Annotated in this window: 3 protein-coding genes; all 3 read left to right on the top strand. The window is 72.9% G+C overall.

Going from position 1 to position 3,630, the window contains the following annotated elements:
- Positions 1-255 (top strand): SCO6880 family protein (locus tag AC08ON_RS10890; RefSeq protein WP_476616897.1); only part of this gene is annotated, 255 nt, incomplete at its 5' end.
- Positions 255-1,787, top strand: coding sequence for a hypothetical protein (locus AC08ON_RS10885; protein WP_476616896.1), 1,533 nt, complete (start codon positions 255-257; stop codon positions 1,785-1,787). The genes AC08ON_RS10890 and AC08ON_RS10885, both read left to right, overlap by 1 nt.
- Before the next feature lie 38 nt (positions 1,788-1,825).
- Positions 1,826-3,583 (top strand): type IV secretory system conjugative DNA transfer family protein, encoded by a 1,758-nt coding sequence (locus tag AC08ON_RS10880; RefSeq protein WP_476607468.1) that lies wholly within the window; start codon positions 1,826-1,828, stop codon positions 3,581-3,583.
- Positions 3,584-3,630: the final 47 nt, after the last annotated feature.

Here is a 3,630-nt window from a genome sequence, read left to right as displayed (position 1 = left end):
GCCGCCGCGGCGGCCCGGGCCGCCCGGGAAGAAGCCCAGGGCGCCGGCGTGGTGCTCATGTCGCTGTACGCCACGGTTACCGTCGACAGCAGCCGGCCCGAGGATCTCCCGAAGGCCGTCGCGGACCTGGAGGCCCGCGCCGACACCGCCAAGATCCGGCTGCGGCGGATGTACGGGGCGCAGGCGGCCGGGTTCGCCGTCACGCTGCCGTGCGGGATCTGCCCGCCGGCGCTCGCCACCCGGTGGCCGCACTGATGCCCCGGCTACTACCGGCACGCCGCAGCCCGGCCCCACCGACCCGGGCGCCGCTGCTGGCGCATGCCCCGGCGGTGATCCCGCCGGGGGAGACGACGCCCGCGGCCGCTGCCGAACCGCTTGCCCCGGCCTGGGGATGGAAGACACCCGGCGCCGGTCGGGCCGGGCATGTCGTCGTCGCACCGGAATATCAGGCGACCACGGTGCAGGCCGTTGGGCTGTTCCCGTTCGTCGCCGGCTCCGGCTCCCCGATCGCCGGGGTGCCCGTCGGCCGGCACATGCTGTGGGGGGAAACCGTCTGCCTGGACCCGCTGGCCTGGCTGCGCGCCGGTCTGGTCACCAACCCGGGGATGTTCATCCTCGGCCAGCCCGGGGTCGGCAAGAGCGCGTTGACCCACCGGCTGATCACCGGGATGGTCGCCACCGGCGTGCGCGCGCTGATCCTGGGGGACACCAAACCGGACTACGTCCGCCACATCGACGCGCTGGGCGGTCAGATCATCCGGGTGGGCCGCGGTATGGACCGGATCAACCCGCTGGACGCCGGTCCTCTGGGACAGGCGCTGACCCGGATGGATCCCGCCGATGCCGCGGCGCTGCGGTGGGAGGTCCGCGGCCGCCGCCTCGCGCTGCTGTTGGCGCTGATCCGCCTGGTGCGGGGCGGCCGGATCCTCAACATCGAGGAGGTCATCCTCGGCCGGGCGATCGACCTGCTCGACGAACGTTTGAAGGTGCCCCCGACCGTGCCGGATGTGCTGCGTGTCCTGGACGAGGGTCCCGACCAGTTACGCGCCGCGGCCCGTGCCGGCGATCTGGCCAGCTACGCCGAGAGGGTCGCCGGCCTGGTCGCATCCCTGGCCCTGCTGTGTGAAGGATCGCTGGCGGGGGTGTTCGACGGGCCCACCAGCCGGCCGATCGACCTAGATGCCCCGGCAGTCTCGGTGGACATCTCCCGGGTGGGCGCGGCCGGGGACACCCTGCTAGCCGCCGCGCTGCTGTGCACCTGGGCCTACGGACACGGCGCGGTCGACGGCGCCGCCGCGCTCGCCGACGTCGGCCTGGCCCCCCGGCGGCATTTCGTCGCGGTCATGGACGAGCTGTGGCGGGCGCTGCGCGGCGCCCCCGGTCTGGTCGAGCACGCCGACACGCTCACCCGGCTCAACCGGGCCCGCGGCATGGCCAGCCTCATGGTCACCCACTCGCTGGCCGACCTCGACGCGCTGGTCACCGAGGAGGACCGGGCCAAAGCACGCGGGTTTATCGACAGGGCCGCGATCACGGTGCTGGCCGGGCTCCCGCCGCGGGAACTGACCCGGGTACAGGAGATCACCCCGCTGACCGACGCCGAGGGAGAGATGGTCACGAGCTGGTCGGCACCGGACTCCTGGCAGTCGCGTCACCTGCACCCCGGCCGCGGTAAATACATGATCAAAACTGGGGGGAGGCTGGGGATCCCGGTGCAGATGACGCTTACCCCCGACGAGGTAACGCTGTACGACTCCGACCAGGCAATCCGCCGGGACCTCCGGTGAGCCGCCCGGGCGCCGGCCGGTATGAGGCTGCCCCCTGGGTGTTAGTCGGCCCGTTGTGGATCTCCACCGTCGTGTTCGGGCTGGTATGGCTGACCGCCCGGCTGGCCGCTGCCGTCGGCGGCGGCCAGGTCGCCCCCCTGCCCGACATGGCCGGCTACCTGCTGCGCGGCCGCGCTGACCTGGCCTGGCCCGGGGTGGCCACCGGCTGGCTGATCGCCAGCGGGCTGCTGTGGATGTCGGCCGTTGGGGTCCTGGTCGTGCTCGTCACGCGCCGCTGGCGGCGTTGGACGTTCCGCCGCCACCGCGAAACCCGCTGGCGGCTCGCGTTGCCGTCGCTGGCCGGCCCGGACGACCTGGCCGCGTTGACCCCGGCCGGGGTGGCCAAGCGGGCCCGTAAGCTGTGCCCGTCGCTCGCTGCGCTCGACCGCCGCCGACTATCCCCGACGCAGACCGGCTGGCCGCTGGGCGATCTCGTGCCCACCGGCCCGCCGCTGCGCGGCACCTGGGAGGACGTCGCCCTGGCCGTGATGGCGCCGCGGGCCGGCAAGACCACCGGCCTGGCCGTGCCGATGATCCTCGATGCCCCCGGCGCGGCGGTCGCGACCAGCAACAAAGCCGACCTGTGGGCGGCCACCGCCTCCCTGCGCGCCGCCCACAGCCGGGTGTGGGTGTTCGATCCCCAACAGGTCGCCTACGCCGAGCAGACCTGGTGGTGGAATCCGCTGGCCGCCGTCGCCGGCGTCGAGGACGCAGACCGGCTCGCCGGGCATTTCCTCCAGGAGATCCGGGACAAGAACCGCGACTTCTGGTCCGCCGCCGCCGGTGACCTGCTTGCCAGCCTGCTGCTGGCCGCCGCCGTCTCGAAACGCACCCTCACCGACGTCTACGAGTGGCTCAACGACTCCGGCTCCCCGCTACCCGCCGAGCTGCTCGCAGCCGGCGGCTTCCCCACGGTCGCCGCCGGGCTGCGCGGCCGGCAAAGAGGCGCCCCTGAAACCCGTGAAGGCGTCTACGAAACCGCCAGGACGGCGGCGAAGTGCCTGCGCAACGCACGAATCCAACGCTGGGTCATCCCCGGTGCGGCCACCGTCGAACTGGACATGGCCGCGTTCGCAGCCAGCAACGACACCCTCTATCTGCTGTCCAAAGACGACGAAGGCGCAGCCAGCCCGCTGGTGGCCGCGCTGACCGACCAGGTGCTGCGCGCAGCGGTACGCCGCGCCGAATCTCGCGGCGGCCGGCTCGACCCACCGATGGTCACGGTCCTGGACGAGGCCGCGAACGTCTGCAAGATCCAGGACCTACCGGATCTGTACTCCCACCTCGGCTCCCGCGGGGTCGTCCCGCTGACCATCCTGCAGAGCTACCGCCAAGGCGTGCGGGTATGGGGGGAGCCCGGCATGGACGCGCTGTGGTCCGCCAGCACAATCAAGATCCTTGGGGCAGGTATCGACGACGCCCGCCTGGCCGAAGACGTCTCCCGGCTGGTGGGCGAGCACGAGGTGGACACCGAGTCGGTCACCCGCAGCCGCCAGGGTGCGAGCCTGTCGGTGTCCGCCCGCCGACAACGCATCCTCGAACCCGGAGACATCCGGGCGATCCCCAAGGGGTGGGCGCTGCTGCTGGCCACCGGCGCCCGCGCCGCAGTGCTCGCGCTACGCCCCTGGTACACCGGCCCCCACCACGCCGAGATCGCCGCGGCGGTCGCGGAGGCCACCGCCGAGCTCACCGCCCGGGCCGGCGGCCACCACACCGCATCGGAGTCGATCGATGACCGCCCCGTCACCCACAGTTGACGATCTCGCCGTGCAGGTGGCCCGCCTGGAGAAGACCGTCTACGATC

The sequence above is a fragment of the Frankia sp. CoWAU3 genome (assembly GCF_977971855.1).
The sequence above is the reverse complement of the archived record's forward strand: the minus strand, read 5'-3'. Positions and strand labels throughout refer to the sequence as shown.